Annotated in this window: 14 protein-coding genes; 12 read left to right on the forward strand and 2 right to left on the reverse strand. The window is 63.0% G+C overall.

Annotation, left to right across the window (positions count from 1 at the left end; genetic code table 11):
* Nucleotides 1–77 precede the first annotated feature (77 nt).
* From CX1_RS04410 to holA, 4 genes are all read left to right on the forward strand, one after another.
* Nucleotides 78–893, forward strand: coding sequence for a ComEA family DNA-binding protein (locus CX1_RS04410; protein WP_046651252.1), 816 nt, complete (start codon nt 78–80; stop codon nt 891–893).
* A gap of 97 nt (nt 894–990) precedes the next feature.
* A complete protein-coding gene (locus CX1_RS04415) occupies nt 991–2,916 on the forward strand; it encodes a ComEC/Rec2 family competence protein (protein ID WP_060925326.1) in 1,926 nt (641 codons plus the stop codon).
* 163 nt (nt 2,917–3,079) lie between these two features.
* Nucleotides 3,080–4,921, forward strand: a complete 1,842-nt coding sequence (locus CX1_RS11965) for a DUF262 domain-containing protein (RefSeq protein WP_046651253.1) — start codon at nt 3,080–3,082, stop codon at nt 4,919–4,921.
* 90 nt (nt 4,922–5,011) lie between these two features.
* Nucleotides 5,012–6,004 (forward strand): DNA polymerase III subunit delta, encoded by a 993-nt coding sequence (holA, locus tag CX1_RS04425; RefSeq protein WP_371440302.1) that lies wholly within the window; start codon nt 5,012–5,014, stop codon nt 6,002–6,004.
* A gap of 206 nt (nt 6,005–6,210) precedes the next feature.
* Here holA and rpsT read toward each other — a convergent pair whose 3' ends face one another.
* Nucleotides 6,211–6,477 carry a 30S ribosomal protein S20 gene (gene rpsT / locus CX1_RS04430; RefSeq protein WP_046651255.1) on the reverse strand — a complete coding sequence of 89 codons (267 nt, stop codon included), beginning with the start codon at nt 6,475–6,477 and terminating at the stop codon, nt 6,211–6,213.
* Nucleotides 6,478–6,668: 191 nt separating this feature from the next.
* Nucleotides 6,669–7,355 (reverse strand): type II toxin-antitoxin system PemK/MazF family toxin, encoded by a 687-nt coding sequence (locus CX1_RS04435; RefSeq protein ID WP_082719093.1) that lies wholly within the window; start codon nt 7,353–7,355, stop codon nt 6,669–6,671.
* Between the two features lie 121 nt (nt 7,356–7,476).
* Here CX1_RS04435 and lepA point away from each other — a divergent pair, with 121 nt between their 5' ends.
* The 8 genes from lepA (at nt 7,477) to CX1_RS04450 (ending at nt 16,801) form a co-directional block, all read left to right on the forward strand.
* Nucleotides 7,477–9,318: a translation elongation factor 4 gene (gene lepA / locus CX1_RS04440; RefSeq protein ID WP_046651256.1), complete on the forward strand. Its 1,842-nt coding sequence runs from the start codon at nt 7,477–7,479 to the stop codon at nt 9,316–9,318.
* Nucleotides 9,319–9,394: 76 nt separating this feature from the next.
* Nucleotides 9,395–9,691, forward strand: a complete 297-nt coding sequence (locus CX1_RS12280) for a hypothetical protein (protein ID WP_146780628.1) — start codon at nt 9,395–9,397, stop codon at nt 9,689–9,691.
* 248 nt (nt 9,692–9,939) lie between these two features.
* Nucleotides 9,940–10,623: a hypothetical protein gene (locus CX1_RS12285; RefSeq protein ID WP_146780626.1), complete on the forward strand. Its 684-nt coding sequence runs from the start codon at nt 9,940–9,942 to the stop codon at nt 10,621–10,623.
* Between the two features lie 1,569 nt (nt 10,624–12,192).
* Entirely contained in the window at nt 12,193–13,311 is a 1,119-nt protein-coding gene (locus CX1_RS12290; RefSeq protein ID WP_146780624.1) for a hypothetical protein, read from the forward strand.
* A gap of 53 nt (nt 13,312–13,364) precedes the next feature.
* Nucleotides 13,365–13,547, forward strand: a complete 183-nt coding sequence (locus tag CX1_RS12295; protein WP_146780622.1) for a hypothetical protein — start codon at nt 13,365–13,367, stop codon at nt 13,545–13,547.
* Between the two features lie 588 nt (nt 13,548–14,135).
* Entirely contained in the window at nt 14,136–14,306 is a 171-nt protein-coding gene (locus CX1_RS12300; protein WP_156425055.1) for a hypothetical protein, read from the forward strand.
* Nucleotides 14,307–14,504: 198 nt separating this feature from the next.
* Entirely contained in the window at nt 14,505–15,650 is a 1,146-nt protein-coding gene (locus CX1_RS04445) for a ribonuclease HI (RefSeq protein ID WP_160298034.1), read from the forward strand.
* Between the two features lie 638 nt (nt 15,651–16,288).
* A complete protein-coding gene (locus CX1_RS04450; RefSeq protein WP_052753324.1) occupies nt 16,289–16,801 on the forward strand; it encodes a hypothetical protein in 513 nt (170 codons plus the stop codon).
* The last annotated feature ends 3 nt before the right edge of the window (nt 16,802–16,804 follow it).

The raw sequence follows: 16,804 nt of genomic DNA on the forward strand, positions 1-16,804 counted from the left end.
CGGATTCATCCACAATCGTGGCGGATCCGGGCCTTCGTGCGCGGCGGGGAGGGCCGCGGCGGGCTTAGCGTGCGGGCGTGGATTCGTTGCGTTCGCGTTTGGGTGACCTGCTGGAGCCGGTGCCCGCCGAGGAGGCGATGCCCGTCGACTATTCGCGGCGGCGCATCGCCGTGAACCGGCGGGCGGTGGTGGCCGTCGCGATGGCGGGGGCCGTCGTGCTGGTCGCGATTGTCGCGGGGTGGGCACTGTCGCGCGGGCCGGTGGTCGACATGCCGGTGGTGGATACCTCGCTTGTCGACGCAGGCCAGGGGCAGGGTGGCCTGCCGACGTCGGCAGATCCGGGCGCAGCGGTGGACGCCCCGAGCGAGCCTCCGGCGCCGCCAGCGGAGATCATCGTGTCGGTGGTGGGGATGGTTCATCATCCGGGAGTGGTGACCGTGCCCGGCGTCGCGCGCGTGGCCGACGCGATCCATGCCGCCGGCGGGATGCGTCCCGAGGCCAACCCCGCCAGCGTCAACCTCGCCGCTCCGCTGACGGATGGCCAGCAGATCCTGGTGGGGCCGGATCCGCTGCCCGAGCTGTCGACCGGGGGAACGGCTGCGGGCGCGCCGGGCGGAGATGCGAGTGGAGTGGGCGCGGGCGTGGCAGGGGCCGGTGGAGCTGGCGGCGCGGGTGGTGGCGTGGGCGGTGGTGGCGGCTCGGGGCTGGTGAACATCAACACGGCGACGGAGTCGGAACTCGAAAGCGTCACCGGCATCGGGCCGGCGACGGCGAAGAAGATCGTCGCCCACCGCGAGGCCAACGGCCCCTTCGCCAGCGTCGACCAGCTTGAAGAGGTGCCCGGCATCGGCCCCGCCAAGCTCGAGGGCATGCGCGCGGAAGTGACGGTGTGACGCGATGACGCAGCGGACGCGGCAGATGCAGTCACCGGGCGTAAGCGGCATCCAGCGTGGAGAATCCGCAGCGGACGAACGCCGTGGCACGTACGCGATGGCCGATCCCTCGCCGCCGCCTCCCGATGCTGGCCCCGCAGTTCCGCGCCTGGGCCTTGACCTGCGTCTGGTGCCCGCCGCGCTGCTCGTATGGGCGGCGACGGCGATCACCCTGGCGACGTCGTCGACGACTCCGCTGGGTTGGATGCTGCTCGTGGCGGCGGTGTTTACGGCGGTGGTGGCGTGGCGTCGTCAGGCGTCGACGGTGGCGCTGCCGGCGGTCGCGTTGATCGTCGCCGTGTCGGGCACGCTCATCCGCCGCGCCCGCGCCGCCGCGCACCCGATCGCGGAGAGCATCGATGGCATCAAGAAGACCCGCCTCACGCTGACCACGACGCCGAAGGCCACCGAGCACGGTGCGACCGCCGAGGCCACCATCGAGGGCCTTCCCGGCCGCGTCCGCGTCTTCGGCGATGACCGCCTGCTCGACCACGACCGGGGCACGGTCCTCGACGCCTACGGGGGAATCTCGGCCTCCGAACGGCCGGCGTTGTCCGGGGTGGTGGCGTCGGTGCGGGGGGCGGTGGACGTCGTCAAGCATCCCGATGACCACATCGCCCGCGTCCGCGATGGCCTGCGCGATGCCGCCGCCGCGTTGCCGACCGGGCCGGATCGGCTGGTGCCCGCGATGACGCTCGGTGATGAGCGCGGGTTCGGTGCGGGCGACCAGGAGATGATGGTCGACTCGGGGCTCGCGCACCTCACCGCGGTGTCGGGCGCGAACGTGTCTCTGCTGGTCGGGGCGGCGGTGTGGGCGTTCGCGTGGGCGCCGCCGCGGTGGCGGGTGGTGGTCGCGGCGGTGACGCTGGCGGCGTTCGTGGCGGTGGTGGGCACCGAGCCGTCGGTGCTGCGGGCGCTGATGACGGGCATCGTCGGCCTGCTCGCCGTGCTCCTCGGGCGGCGGGGGCAGGCGCTGCCGGCGCTGATGGCGGGGACGATCGTGCTCATCGTCGCGTTCCCGGATCTCGCCGTGTCCATTGGGTTCGCGCTGTCGGTCGCGGCGACGGCGGGGCTGGTGCTGGCCGCCGCGCCCATGACGCATCGGCTGCTGCGCATCCCCGGGGTGGCGAGGATGCCGGCGCCGCTCGTCCGGGCTGCCGCCGTCGCGCTGGTGGCCCACGTCGCGACCGCGCCCGTCCTCGCCCTCACTCTCGGCGAGGTCTCCCACGTGTCGGTGCTGGCCAATCTCGCCGCAGCGCCCGCGGTCGCGCCGGTGACCATTCTGGGCACGCTCGCCGCCGTCGCTGCGCTGCTGGGGTTGGGGCCGGTGGTCGCGGTGCTCGTGCATGCCGCCGCGCCCTTCGCGTGGTGGGTGTGGGCGGTGGGGCACGCGGCGGCGGGGTTGCCCGGGGCGTCGGGGGAGATGGGGATGCTCGGGTTAGCGGTCTTCGTCGCGCTGGCCGTGGCCGCGATCGCGTGGCCCTCGGTCGCCGCCGCGGTGACGGCGGTGGTGATGGGTGCGGCGGCGGTGGTCATCACGCTCGGCTGGCACATTCCCGCGGCCCCGCCCGGCTGGATCATCGGGGCCTGCGCCGACGGCGGGCGAGTGCGGGTGGTCACCGCCGCCTCGCTTGACGACGCCCACGCCCCCTCCCTCCCACGCCCCTGCCGTTTGGCCCTGGAGAGGGGAGTGGCGGGTCACGTCGACGAATCGGAGGTGGAGGTGCACGCGAGCCTCGATGACGTGGAGGACTCGGTGGGCGGGGGCTCCGGCGCGGGAAGGAGTGACGTTAGTGGACCAGACCGTGCCACGGAGTCCACCGAGTTCACGGCGGTGCCGCGGTGGATCGTCGTCGAGAACTGCGGGGAGCGGGCGCGGGTCCGCATCCGCACGGCCGAGGGCGTCCCCGTCGTGTGTCCGGTACGCGATGGAGTGCATGCGCTCTACCCGGATGGCGCGGTGTGGAGAAACGGCAGCCGCTAGGCGGCCAAGGGGCATGGCATGAGAAACGCCGATCTCGGTCGGCGGACCGTATGGCAGCTCCTTCCGCTCGGGTTACGAAGCCGACGAGCCGTGACTCGTGTCTTCGGTACGTTGGAGAACGATACGGAGACGATTCACGCAACAAACCAAGCGAGGGACTGCGGTGGAGGCCGACACCAAGGCGTTGAAGAAGATCATGACCCTTGAAGGGAGGTACGTGATCCCGACCTTCCAGCGTGACTATGAGTGGACTCGGGAGGGACAGTGGGAGCTGCTTTTCGAGGATCTGGACTCGGCGGCCAACCGCCTGGGTGAAGCCCGTAAGAAGGCGGAAGCAACGGGCACATCTGCAGCGCGGGCTGAAAAGTATGTTGCACCGCATTTCTTGGGGGCGGTCGTTTGCGATCAGCTGCCGTCTCCAACTGGCGGCTTAACGCTGTCCGCAGTCATTGATGGGCAACAACGTCTGACGACCCTGCAGCTATTGGTGCGCGGAGTTCTGGATGTCCTGCAGGAAAACGGCTCTGGCCGCTCCAAGCAGGTGAAGAGGCTGCTCGAGAATCCTGCGGATGTGATTGACCACCCACATGAGCGTTACAAGTTGTGGCCGCGGCGCAAGGACCGGGACGTTTGGCCGGTAGCCATGTCGGATGAAGTTCCTACAGTTGGCGCGAACGACCATCTGTACTTGCAAGCCCGCAAGTTCTTCTCTGAGTCGGTACGAGCTGCCCTGGAAGACGAGCAAGGCCGAGATCGAACCGACGACATCGTCGACGCACTCCTCGACCTCTTCAAGCTTGTGGTCATTGATTTGGACGAGAATGACGATGCTCAGGTGATTTTTGAGGTCCTCAACGGGCGCCAGACCCCCCTGTCGGCTTCGGACTTGGTGAAAAACCTCCTCTTCCTGCGAGGAGAGTTGGCCGATGAGCAGGAATTGGAAGAGCTTTACGACGAGTACTGGGCGGAATTCGATGAACCCTGGTGGAAGCAGCAGGTCGGCGTTGGTCATGCTGCTCGCGCCCGACGGGACGTCTTGCTGTCAGTTTGGTTGGCTGCTGTCACAGGGGCTGAATCAAACATCCGCCACCTTTACGGAGAGGTGCGTCAATACCTCGCCGGTGGCAACCGTGGGACTCGGGATGTTCTCGCGGAGCTCGCGGAGTACCGGCATTCGTACAAGGTGATCTACGGGGCAGAAGATTCAGGGTCTCCGTCTCTGACCAAGTCGTATCGCAACCTGGTGACTCTAAAGCTCCAAACCGCGGTTCCCCTTCTAGCATGGCTTCAGACTTTGCCTGCGAACGAACTATCCCTCGCTGATCACGAATTGGCTGTGGGTGCCGTGGAATCGTGGGTTATCCGGCGCATGCTCCTAGGCGCGAACACCCGCGGTTATAACACCGCCTTCTTGACGGTGTTGAAGAACGCGAAATCCGCGCAGAAGAACGGCGTTTCGGGCATCGGTGGTGCCATCGTTGAGACACTCTCCGCCGGCCCCAACTCGATGGATTGGCCTTCCGATACCCTGGTAAAAGAGGCTTTTGCACGGGATCGCTTCTATGGTCGCTTCACTCAGGAACGTATCCGACTCGTGTTGGGGGCGATTGATGCGCAAATGCGCGCTGAAAACCCCCGAACTGAGCCAGCGGTGTTTGACTATGGCCGCTTGCAGATCGAACATCTGATGCCCCAACGGTGGGAGCGCCATTGGGCTCTCCGGGAAGAGTCCATGGCCGATCCTGCCCAGCGTGAGCTGGCAACGGCTGAGCGCAATGCTGCGGTCGATCGAATCGGGAACCTGACGCTTGTCACTTCGGCGTTCAACCAGGGGGTATCGAACCTCGGATGGGAATTCAAGCGGCCTGAACTCGCAGCACAGTCGGCACTGCAATTGAATCTTCCGGTGGCAGCTGCAGAAGATTGGGACGAGGCTGCGATCACCGCACGTAGCGCTGCTCTCGCTGAGATCACCTGCCGGATTTGGCAGCGGGTAACCCCGTAGCGAACGGTCTGCTTAACCGCCTCATCACCCGTAACCCATTTGCTCGGGTGAGGTGATGGGCCGATCCGGAGAGTCTGGCACGATGGGAGCGTGACTCAGACGATGCCCGCACCGGTGAACGTGATCGTCGGCAAGGAAGGGCTGCTCATCGACCGCGCCCGGTTGGCGATCATCGCCGCCGTGCGCCGGTCCGCTGCCACCGCCGGCGACCCCGACGGCCGGGCGGTGCCCATCACCGACCTGCGCGGCGGCGACGTCACCACCACCGACCTGGTCGAACTGCTCAGCCCGTCGCTGTTCGGCGAGGACCGCATCATCGTGCTCACCGACTGCGACGCCGCCGGCAAGGAACCCGCTGACCTGATCGTGCAGGCCGCCGCAGACCCCGCACCTGGAATCACGCTGATCCTGCAGCACTCCGGCGAGGGGCGGCAGAAGAAAATGGTCCCCGCGCTGCGCAAGACCGGCGCGCAACTTTTCGAGGCCCACCCCATCAAGCGCAACGACCTGCCCGGGTTCGTGCGCGGCGAGTTCCAGGCGCACCGGCTGCGCGTGTCGCCCGACGTCATCGACGCGCTGCTGGATTCGGTCGGATCGGATCTGCGCGAGCTGGCCACCGCCGTGTCGCAGCTGGTGTCGGATACCGGCGGCAACGTCACCGTCGATGCCGTGCGCACGTACTACGGCCGCACCGCCGAAGTCTCCGGATTCGAGGTCGCCGAGCTCGCGCTGACCGGGCGGGGCGCCGATGCGCTGGCGTTGGCGCGCCGGGCGATGCAGTTGGGCGTGCCGTACGTGCTGTTGGCGGCGGCGCTGTCGGGCATGGTCGGCGACGTCGCCCGCCTGCACGCCGTGCGCGGCGTGAGTAACCGGGACGCTGGGCGCTTCGGCATGCCGCCGTGGAAGCTGGAGAAGACCCACCGCCTGGCCACGCGATGGTCGACGCCGGCGATCGCGCAGGCGGCGCAGATCATCGCAGAACTCGACGCGGGCGTGAAGGGTTGGTCCGCCGACCCGGAGTACGCGGTGGAGAAGGCCGTCGTCGACATCGCCGCGCTGGCCAAGACCTCGCACCGGCGGTAACCGCGCCGCGCTGGCCAGCAACCCGCACGCCGCTCCCAGGACCCGTCCCCGCATGCGAAAGCGCCCCGCGCCTCGAGTGTGCCGCGGGGGCCGAAGCCCAACCCCTCCACGCATGCGAAAAGCGCCCCGACCGAAAAACGGTCGGGGCGCTTCGAGGCTGAAGGCCGGGCGGCGGGGCCGCCGGGCCGTCGTCAAGCGAAAGAGGTTTAGCCCTCGATCTTGTTGACGGACTTCGCCAGCGCGGACTTCTTGTTCGCCGCGTTGTTGCGGTGGAACACGCCCTTGGACACGGCCTTATCCAGCTTGCGGGACGCGACGCGCAGCTGCGCCTCGGCGCCGGACTTGTCGCCGGCCTCGACGAGGGCGCGGAGCTTGCGCACCTCGGTGCGGACCTCCGAGCGAACGGCCTGGTTGCGGACGCGCGCCTTCTCGTTGGTCTTGTTGCGCTTGATCTGGGACTTGATGTTAGCCATGTGAATACCTCTTGTATCCGTAGTCGGTGGTGATACGCGCTCCCGGGGTGAGGCCCGGCGCCGGTCGTGGCCGCGGCGAACCCAAGGTCCTGATCGCCTGCGGTCACGCGAGGTCGCGTGAACAACTTGAAGAACTCTACCAGGCGGGCCGGTGCGGAAGAAATCCCAAGAGCCGGCGGCAGACTAAGCGCTCAGCTCCAGTGGTAATCCGAGCGCAGGCGCGCGGCGATGCGGTCGAAGCGGCGCCGCGGCATCATCGCGCCGGACCGGCGGATGCCGGACTCGGGGACCTCGAGGATCTTGTCCAGCCGCACCCACGACGGCCGGCCCTCCGGATCCCACGCGCCGGAGCCGATGAACAGCCAATGCGGCGAATCCGCGTGCCGCTGGTGAGTGGAGATCAGCGCGCCCAGCAGCGTCTGCTTGCTGCGACCAACGACGACGACGGCGCGCTCGCGGGGCTTCTCGGCGTCGCCCTCCAGAAGCACGGGCGCCCACACGACCTCGCCGGGATCGGTCTGGCCGTCCATGTCCGGCGCGTAAACGATGGACCGCGCCATCTCGGCGGTGGGGCGGGCGACGGTGGCGGGCTCTCGGCGCGATAGGCCGTCGTCATCGGCGTCGGGCATCAAACCCAGCTGCTCGTTGAGCATGGACAGGCCGCGGTCGAGGGTGTCACCGCCGCGGAACCACTCCGTCGACGCGATGATCCAGCGCCACACCCGCGCCGAGCCGCGCCGCCACGAACGCCGCACGGCCCGGCCGAACCGGTATCGCCTCTTCGGGCCGGGGGCGGCGGAGGAGTCGGAGGTGGGCGTCGTCAAGCCGGAACCGACGGCCGTGGCATTGGCCGGGGAGTCGGGTTCGCGGGGCGTCATGGTGCACGAGTTTAGCCCAGCGCCGGGCCCGCGCGACGACGGTGTCCGGTCGCGAATCGCCGCCGGGTAGTGTGGGCGGAGAATACCCAGATGTCCCCCATGAGTACGGAGTACGGCCAACGTGACCAGGAATTTCGCGGCGCAGACGTTCACGGATCCCAAGCAGATCCGCAACTTCTGCATCATCGCCCACATCGACCACGGCAAGTCGACCCTGGCGGACCGCATCCTGCAGATGTCCGGCGTGGTCGAGGCGCGCGACATGCGTGACCAGTACCTGGACAACATGGACATCGAGCGTGAGCGCGGCATCACCATCAAGGCGCAGAACGTGCGGCTGCCGTGGGTACCGAAGTCGGGGGCGCATGCCGGCGAGGAGATCGTGCTGCATCTGATCGACACCCCCGGCCACGTGGACTTCACCTACGAGGTCTCGCGCGCGCTGGAGGCGTGCGAGGGCGCGATTCTGCTGGTCGACGCGGCGCAAGGCATCGAGGCGCAGACGCTGGCGAACCTGTACCTGGCCATGGAGAATGATCTTGAGATCATCCCGGTCCTTAACAAGATCGACCTGCCGGCCGCCGACCCGGAGAAGTATTCGGAGGAGATCGCGCACATCATCGGCTGCGAGCCGGAGGACGTGCTGCGGGTGTCGGGCAAGACGGGTGAGGGCGTCGAGGCGCTGATGGACCGCGTGTGCGAGCTCGTGCCGCCGCCGGAGGGCGATGCCGATGCGCCGGCGCGTGCGATGATCTTCGACTCGGTCTACGACACCTACCGCGGCGTGGTCACCTACATCCGCGTCGTCGATGGCCGCCTGGAGCCGCGTGACGTGATCCAGATGATGTCGAATGGCACCAAGCACGAGTTGTTGGAAATCGGCATCGTCTCGCCCCAGCCGCAGAAGTCGCGGGGGCTGGGCGTCGGCGAGGTCGGTTACCTGATCACGGGCGTGAAGGACGTCCGCCAGTCGAAGGTCGGCGATACCGTCACGTTGAACAAGCGGCCCGCGGAGCAGGCCCTGGAGGGCTACGCCGAGCCGACGCCGATGGTGTACTCGGGGCTGTTCCCCATTTCGCAGGCCGATTACCCGGATTTGCGCGATGCGCTGGAAAAACTGCAGCTTAACGACGCCGCCCTCACGTTCGAGCCCGAGACGTCGGTGGCACTCGGGTTCGGTTTCCGCGGTGGCTTCCTGGGGCTGTTGCACATGGAGATCACGCGTACGCGCTTGGAGCGCGAGTTCGACCTGGATCTGATTTCCACGGCGCCGAATGTGGTGTACCGCGTGGTGGTCGAGGACGGCTCCGAGGTCGTGGTGCACAACCCGTCCGACTGGCCGGAGGGGAAGCTCAAGGAGGTGTGGGAGCCGATCGTGAAGTGCACGATCATCGTGCCGAGCGAGTTCGTCGGTTCCACCATGGAGCTGTGCCAGCAGAAGCGCGGCGAGATGGGCGGGATGGATTACCTGTCCGAGGATCGCGTGGAGCTGCGTTACACCATGCCGATGGGCGAGATCATCTTCGACTTCTTCGACATGCTGAAGTCGCGCACCAAGGGTTATGCGTCGCTGAATTACGAGGAAGCCGGCGAGCAGCAGGCGGACCTGGTGAAGGTGGACATTCTGCTGCAGGGCGAGGCCGTCGACGCGTTCAGCGCGATCGTGCACCGCGACAATGCGCAGTGGTACGGCAACAAGATGACCAAGAAGCTGCGCGAGCTGATCCCTCGCCAGCAGTTCGAGGTGCCCGTGCAGGCGGCGATCGGCGCGAAGATCATCGCCCGCGAGAACATCCGCGCCCTGCGCAAGGACGTCCTGGCCAAGTGCTACGGCGGCGATATCTCGCGTAAGCGCAAACTGCTGGAGAAGCAGAAGGCCGGCAAGAAGCGGATGAAGAACATCGGCTCCGTGAGCGTCCCGCAGGAGGCGTTCGTGGCGGCGTTGTCGACGGATGAGGGGTAGGGAAAACGTCGGAAAATCCCAAGTCTTTCGTAGCTACTTTGTCGACAACTTGAACGGTCGATGATCACTCAGTCAGATGGATACAATGAAACGGACTAAAGTTCTTATGGTCTTTGCGATGTCGCCCCTAGTGTTATCCGCTTGTGGGGCCCTTGGCGAGGCTGGCGGAACCGCTCAAGGAGAAGCCACAAAGTCTCGAGTTGTTGAAGCGGCAGCCGCTCAAGAGTTTATAGATTCCATTACAGAATATATTCCCGAGTTTCATGAAGTCGAACCGCTCGCCCAAGCTGAGTGGATATGTGCGGAGTTCGATAAAGGCGTCTCGTTGGATGATATTGAGTCAGATATGTTGGATAGGCTCAGGGAAAATTAGGGCGAGCAGTCGTCAGGATTGTATGGGTGGGATGAATTTGAGGCTGGCGTCATCGTCGTCGATGCGGCCAAGTTTTATTGTCCAGAACATGCAGCTGCTGCGGGCTGGTAGCCGTGCTATGCTGGCACATGTAGATGGCGCGCATAATTGGATGCTGTGAGAACCCTCTAGCGAAAGCTGTCTCAGTCGAACTTCTGGGTGGGAGAATGAAGGCTAGTCGAGAATTGAGCCCTTATTGGAAGAACGTGATGCGAGTAAAGCACGAGCAGTGGAAGCCTGAAGCTCGGAAGATTCCTTTTTGGGAAGTTTTTGACTCTCTGCCCGCAGTTTCTAAATTCGTTATCGCCGCTCCTTTAATCGCCGGCGTTGGTCTCATTGTGGCGATTTTTATTTGGCGCCCTGAAGAAGGGATTACTACGTCGCATTTTGCTCCGGCTGTTGCCACGATAGCACTTGCGGTAGCAATCTTTGGGCACTTTATGCAGCAGGGATTTGCACACTACTATGCTGAAGAAAAAAGGATTCAGGAATGTGTAGAGAAAATTGCCGAAGCAATTGCTGCGGTAGCGTTGAGGCCGGATGCCTTCAGGCGACTTGTCGAAGACGGTATTAGTCCGGTGATCGAGGCGAGTGAGGCTGAGAAGAAAAATGCAGCAGATCGAATCGACATCTACAAGAAGAATTGGAGTAACGCGTCCGAAGCCCCAGTGTATTGGGGGCGAATTTATATGACGTACGATCAAAAGGATGAGTTCCGTAAGATTGTATCTACAGCGAGAGTTGTGCAGACCGAAATGGCTAGAATGGCCTCATTGCTGAGGAAAGGGATGCCTACCGAGAATGATGTGAATATACTGAATGCTATGGCGAAAGATCACATCGAACTGACGGAAACGTTCGCTTCTCGGCATCTTGGCATTGCGATCGACTGATTATTGGAAAGCCGTTTAGCTTGATCGTGGTATTAATGGCATTGATCGAATATGGCTTCACCTGAATTGGTCGAATGGGGCTGAGATAGCTAAAGTCGCCGAAATGGTGTCCTGATGGGGGGTCGTCCACAGTCGGCCCTGCGTTCCATCTGTGGTTCATGGGGGTGTCCCTTTGGGGATTGTCAAGATCTCGGGCGGATCATTTATTCATACACGGGACAGGGGCGTCGGCAGGCATAACTAAGCACCGACCCGGGTTGAAGGATCGGTGCGGGTCGTGCTCTAGAGTCAGGCAGCGGTAGACAGAGGCCTCGCGGGATCTAGTGGACGTACTCCCGTCGGGTCAACAGGGCGTCGATGACTTTGCATCTTCTCTTGGACAGGCATATCACCGCCGGATAGTGCTTTTTCCTTCGGCGCGTTTGCGCAGGTGGGAGTCGCATGATGCGGGATGGCAGTTCGAGGAGATTCATGCCGATCGAAATATGACGTTCTTCAGCCGCTTATTGCTGGTGCGAGCGGGAAATTGTCAGCGGATTGATGTGACCGGGCGACTGGTGGCTGGCGCGATGCCGGCGTAAGGGGTTAAATGTGCGGCGTCGTCGAAGTTTTGGCAATCGTCGATGGGCAGCAAGATGTTAGAGGCGGTTTTGATGTCCACGGAAAGGCATCGACTTCTCGACCTTGGGCTGACAGGGAAGTGGTCGAGCATCTCCTCGGTTCGTCCGGCGATTGTATCCCGCTGAGTTTGAAGCGCTCTATTGTTCACCGCCAGCTGGGCAGATATCCGACCGTGCAACCGCAGTCGCGGGCTTCGGCGATGGGCAGGGCGCTGCTGGTGTTGGGTCGGTCGACGCCCATGAGAACACTGCCTTTGGGTCTGCATGGATACGAAGATTGCGCGCAGCGCGGGTTCTACCTGCGGCAGAGACGTATTGGAGATTTCGTTGGCCGTCGTGGCGAGGGCGCATGCATGGTGACTGGTCTTGTAGACATCGAGTCCGATGAAGACGATGGCGCATGTTGTGGACGCTTACATGATGGTGTCCTTGTGGTTGCGGCTGTTCACCCGCCTCTTGGACAACCGTCACAGGCACCCAGGTTAAGAATAGATCTTTAGTCAGGCTGTCTCCCCGATTAGCTGTAAGCGATAGGCTCCGGCGTTCGGTGGCAACTGGCCCACGGAGCATGGAAATTCTCACGGAGAAAGGTCACGCAGGGCTCGGTGAGCGTCCCCCTGAGCGGACACCATCACGGTAACGGGCGATACGCCCCCGTTACTCCCTGCATCTTCCTCGGGTGGTACTTCTTCTGGGAAAGGCACCGCTTAAGTAGCGTCGTGAAGTTGACAGATCGCGGCCAGGTGAAAAAATATGGGGGTGACTTTGCGATATGAAGGACGGAGTTGTAGCTGCGATCGTTCCGGGTTGATGGAAATTCTTGGGCGGCGTAGCATTTAGAGCGTTAGGGATTGCTTATCTAGTGTTGAACGGCCAATCCCGAGGGCACCTGTGGGCTGGGCCCGCGGACCGTTCGAGGGTGTCACTTCGTCAAGTGAAGAGGTGGATCATGGATGTCGTCGCTTTTGTGTTGGTGTTTTTCATTCTTCCCGTGTTTATTTATCTATTGAAGTCTTCTCGTGTCGAAATGTCGGCCAGGATAATGTTGAGAAGGGTTTTGGGTTGGGGGGCGGTTACTTTTTTCCTGTTGATTGCATTGTTTAATCGGTTTGGTGCGCAAAGTGGTTGGCTTTCTACAGGTGTTCTGCTTTCTGCAATCCTTTTCATTTTCTGCCTCGTTGGGTTCCTTACCCTTGTCGAGTTCTTGGATTCAGATCAGGATTTGGTGACTATCGAAGGTCTCCTGCCGGTACCTATTAAATACTGGAGGGCCAGTTCTGGACTTTCTATGACGGATAAGATGTTTTTAATCGGCGGACTTTTCTTTGGAATTGTTTTGCCGATCCTGGCTTTTTTGGTCCTTCCTGTGCTGCTCGTCGTTTACTCGCGCGTTACGGTCGATCACGGGGTGCTGGATCCTGTGGAGGGTCAAGAGATGCGATCTGTGATTTTGTCGATGGCAGATCAGGTCCTGCTCTTGTTTGGCCTCCTTGTATTGGTCTTAAACGTGTCCCTCATTTTTGTGTTGATCATCGCCGGCGTTCTTCGACGTCCTAGGTCCCTCTGCAATTATTTGACTTCGATCTATTCATCTTGGAATGCGCGAAAACTTGCTACTCAATTTGGGCTTCAGGTTGTCGTTTGGGGAGCTATCGTTCTCGCGGTTTCTATCTTAATGCTTAATATGGTTGACAATTTTGGCGGATTTGAGTTAAATGAAGTGTGGCGTGCGTGGTTGTACTCTGCATTCATCATAGGTGCAATCGGTCCGGTGCGGTTGTCCTATGTGATATTCTTGCGCGAGGGAAGTTCTGTGTTTTTTGCCGTCATTGCAACTTCTATTGCTGGCGTCTTGTCGGCAGTGGTGATTCCGATGGTGAATGTTTCTTCGATTTTGATTGAAGTTCACTCCGGTGGTGACGGCGTGGCGATTGAATCGTTTTGGGTGAGTGATATTGCATACGCTTTCTATATTTGTTCGGTGCTTTTGGGGACGGTCCTGTCCGTTCCTCTGTTTCGTAAGCGCATTTCTTCTTGTGTTGTGGATAGCTATTCTGCGAAGGTGTAAATCGCTTGCTATTGATTTAAACAGTTACTTGGGCTCTGTCGTTTGGGCAAGGCATGGCGAAGGCTGGCGTCCTTAAGGATGCGACCGACATCGCTGTCGATTATTCACGCTCTGAACGCGACTTCGCGACCGACGGTCCTTTTGTGGTTACTGGCTTGATCACTGTCGAAGGGGTCATGCCCGGTGGCGTGTTGAATATTGAAGCGATTGCCAACGAGCTTCGCGCTCGGTACTGAGTCGTCTCTTTCCGTCATGGCGATCGTTGGCGGCGACCTCGGATGGAGTTGCCCCCGATGGCATTGTTGCGGTCGAAGTGATGCCTCCATCGAACGTCGCAAGCCCGACTCGGACGATTCCATGGGCATCGGCAATGTCTCCGTCTGCACTCCGGTCAAAGTTTGCTGCGGCGTCATGGCCAGCGGCCCGTCGAGTCGCGATTCCCACAGCGGCCGTTCGCCAGCATAATGGGGGTTGCGCTTTCAGGCGGTGCGTCGCCGATCGACTCTCGGGACAATTCCGTGACACTGACGTTGGGCGGCTGAAACATCGACATTGATCATCTGGGCACTGGTCCGCGTTCGCCCTGCTAGCTCGAGTGGAAGGGGTCCTGTTTGACACCGTCGCCTCCCACATGGTCATGGTGAAGGTGAGGTCGCGCTCGCCGCAAGGAAGGGTTCGCCCCGCTCAATGTTTTAGCTGACGGTGTGCAAGCGCGAGCACGCCGATGCGCCATCCGTTTCATTCGGCTATTCCTGGGCGGTGACCTAGGAGCATTGGATTCCCATCGGGTTGTCGGATCCCGGGGGTCTGGCGACCTCAGCGTCGTGATGCGCCGCGCCGTGGTCAATGCGCTGAACTTCCTCGAGCATGACCTTGGCGTCGAGCGCGTCACCGCTTACGCGTACTTGTCCGCCGCTGCCGACTTGGCACTGTCGCAGGTCGTCGACCGGACCGTCGGCGTGCATGGGCTGCTCAGGAAGGCGGATTTTGGCTGAGGGAATGCTTCTGCATAGCTCTCTTAAGTTTCAGAGACGCTGGTTGCGGCCGAATCGGGAGATTTGGTGGGCTATTCGGGGTGGGCATGGATGCCTCGGCGCCACGAGGGTGAGGGTGTCGAGAATCTGTTCGAGTCGATTCGGCCAGGTTATCCAGGCCACTGGATACGGTGCGGGCATCAACGAAAGGAGATTCCCATGACCACCGCAATCGCCCCGGTCCCACAGCCTTCCCAGTTCGCCCCGGCATCGCCGGGACCGTCGCCCGCCATGATGCGCCGGCGCATAAACCCACAGCTCGTGCCGCTTCGCGATGGCGACGTCACGGCCACGCCCCGCCCGACCACGGTCTCGGGTGCCGAAGCCGTGCTCGCGACCATCCACGTGGATACGGCGACCACTACCACCGCCGCCATCGTGTGCGGCGAGCTCCGCGTCAGCTTTCCGGGATTGTCCGATTGGGTGCTCACGCGGGTCGAGTGCGATCGCTACGAACATCCTGGCCAGCGGGCGGCGCGAGCGACGCTGGGCGAACGGCAGGAATTCGTCAATGCCCGGTACGCGACGCTGAGCCGCCGGGTCATCGACACCCGGGCGCGGATTGCGGCGGAATTGGCCGATCACCTGGCGGCCGTCCAGCCGGTGCACGGCCGTGTCGTGGTGGATATCCCCGATGTGACGGTGGCCGCGGCGGTTGGCACGTTGCCCTTCGGGCTTGAACGGTTCTCCGGGCACCTCGGGGTGGTGGGTGCGTCGCGCCGCAGTGTCTTTCAGGCGGTCGATAGGGGACTGGCCGAGGAAGTGGCGCGCGTCGAGAGCATCGAGGCTGAAGAAGCGCGCAACCGGGAACCGCTGTACATCGCCACCGACGCGTCCCGCGGACGCAATGGCGCTGCCGGCATCGCCTGGATCAGCGCCGAAGGCCACCACACCTCGCGCATGATCGACGTCAATGCGATCGCGGAGGCTGAGTTTCTCGCCATCAAGTACGCCATCGACGACGCCATGTCGCGCGAGCCGAATCGGAAGATCGTCATTCTTTCCGATTCTCGGCAGGCTCTCGGCGCGCTGTCCGGCAATCGGGCGACGTATTGGGCCACCGGCAAGCGACTGTCGCAGTTGAATCAGATGCGCGTCCTCATTCGCGACCATGGGATCCAGCTGAAGTGGGTGCGCGGCCACTCGGGCGATCCGCTCAACGAACTCGCCGATCGGCTCGCCGTTCATCGCCGTCGATGCACCGAATGCCGCTTCAGCGACGAGGTCATCGTTGAACGCGAGACCCGCATCGTCGCGGATGGCTTTGTCGACGAGTCAGCCGGCAACTCAGTAGAGGCCGCCTGAGCTCCCACTCTCTGCCATAGTTGAGTCATGAAAACCGTTGCCCGGATGGTCGCCCTTCCCATCGCCGCGCTCCTGCTCGCTGGCTGCGGAGCCGATGAGTCGAGTGATGGGGAACAGACGAGCTCGACGGCGTCGAGTTCCACGAGCACGTCCAGCTCCACGTCCTCGACGACGAGCAGCGCGTCGTCCGCGACTGCCGCATCCTCAGAAAACGCCGAACCCACGTCTCAGCTGGTGGAGTGCATTTATGGAGGTGGATCGTGGACTGGCAATGGGAGATTCAGCGACGGGAGCTTTGGCCCGCACCCGGATTGCCAGGCGAAACGCGATGCGCAGCTCGCCGAGAATCCGTACGTCTGCCCGCAGACTGACTGGCACGTCCCCGATCCCAGCTGGTGCACCGATCCGAGCAAGGGCGGCCGACCCATTGGCGGCGAGGCCCCGGCACCTGCCCCGGCGCCGGTTCCCGAGGATCCCGTGTACGACTCGTCCGGTGAAGCGCAGACCCACCATGGCTGCCAGCAGGGGTATATCGACGATCCCGCGCTATGCGGGGAAATGGAGCAGAAGTACGGATAGGGTCCGATCCTGCGCACGACCCCATGCCAGGTTCGCCACTCGCGCGTATCTTCGTTCGCATGGAAAACCAGAATGATCGCGACGCCATCATCGACGCTTTCCGCCGCGCGGGCCTCGAGCTGCTGCGTCCCGAGACGATCCACCCCACCGATGCGACCCCGTTTTTCATCCTCACGTGCGAGGACCTGGAGGGCGCGGCGTTTTCGCACGTGCTTCACTTCGACGCCGAGATGATCGAGGACCACGCTGATTACGCCAACTGGGTCCGCCAGTGGGCTCAGGCGACGGGTAAGGAAGACAGGCTTTCCGACGCCTCATCGCACCTCAATTTCGAGGCCCGCACCGCCACGCTGGAATACACCCTCGACGGCGTGGCCCGGCGAATGGAGTTCGAGCAGGCCGACGACTGGCTCAACCCCGAGGTCGCCATGGACATCCTCGATGACTTCGGCGACGTGCCCGGGCGCGTGCGACTGTTCATCGACAACGGCCAGGGCGGCACCTACGTGTGGCTTCCGGAAGAGGGCATCGCGGAGTTCAAGGAGCTGTTCCCGGAGGCGAAGCGCAGCTAGCCG

This window comes from Corynebacterium xerosis NBRC 16721 = ATCC 373 (genome assembly GCF_001552415.1).
In the GTDB taxonomy this organism is placed as follows: domain Bacteria; phylum Actinomycetota; class Actinomycetes; order Mycobacteriales; family Mycobacteriaceae; genus Corynebacterium; species Corynebacterium xerosis.